The organism is Ketobacter sp. MCCC 1A13808 (genome assembly GCF_009746715.1).
GTDB lineage: Bacteria > Pseudomonadota > Gammaproteobacteria > Pseudomonadales > Ketobacteraceae > Ketobacter.
In genome coordinates this window covers 1-1,107 of record NZ_VRKW01000067.1, presented here as the reverse complement: position 1 = coordinate 1,107, position 1,107 = coordinate 1, and the positions used below count along the sequence as shown (strand labels likewise).

General features: G+C 45.0%; 1 protein-coding gene. It reads left to right on the top strand.

Going from position 1 to position 1,107, the window contains the following annotated elements; translation table 11 throughout:
• Positions 1-821: 821 nt before the first annotated feature.
• Positions 822-1,107 (top strand): transposase (locus FT643_RS23055; RefSeq protein ID WP_198043839.1); only part of this gene is annotated, 286 nt, incomplete at its 3' end.

Sequence of the window (1,107 nt, the reverse complement as noted above, 5' to 3'; positions counted from 1 at the left end):
ACTTGTTAACGGTTTCTTAAAACCTCCGGTGCACCGAGCTACTGATCCGGTAACTTGCTGCAACAAGTTACGGGCCTCACTTTATCGAATTTGGGGGAATTGAACCATACAAGCCGGTGCACCATGGACCCAAACTGCGTGGCGAAAATTTGTGATTCGCTTCGCTCACTTTACCACAAATTTGCGCCACGCAGTTTGGGCCAGTGACCAGGGCGTTATGCTATTTTCGAGAAATAAGCTTTGCTAGACTTAATGGATAAATACTTAGCGGGCTGTTCTCCTTATGTCGATGTTCTAAACTATGACATCGATAAAAGGGTACTTATCCTCCAGTGCGTAAATAACCCGGATGACTTTATTCCACATACAAGAGTGGTTTTTACGAGAATACGATCTTACACAGAAGAGACTATTGATGACGAATTCGATGATAGTAGCATTGACAGTGTTATCGGCATGCATTGGGTACGCGACCACACATTTTGTATCCGCACCGAAAAGAAAGAAATCATTCTAGATTTGGAGTGTGATCCGCAATCTGAGCTAATTGCTTTGAAAGATTAAGAATGGTGCATCATTTGACATCGTGTTTTTCGAACACCTATTTGTGTAAGCAGTTCTCAAGGGCCTGCGTTGATGCATAACCAGGGCAAGCACGGGACGCAGTTACGTTCCGCATTTTTTGTGGTATCGCTGCGCTCTTTTTACCACAAAAAATGCTCCACTACACTGCGCCCATGTTGCCGGCGTTATAGCACCGTGTTACCCACTTTCAGTAGACACCCTGTTATAGTTAGAACCTATGATATGAGGTGTTCGAAATGACCCGAAAGAAAAGACAGACCTATACCGAAGAATTTCGCCGAGAGGCCGTAAAGCGTGCTGAAAAGCCAGACAATACCAGCGCATCTGTCGCAAAAGACTTGGGAGTCAGTGCTCAGCAAATTTATAATTGGCGTCGACAGTTTAATCGGCTGTCAGATAAGCAATTCAATTCTGTTGACGGTGTTGACTACTCGAAGAAAGAAAGTGCAGAGCTTCGCAAGCTAAGGCGAGAAAAGGCGGCTCTCGAGAAAGAGGTGGAATTCTTAAAAAAGGCGGCGGCGT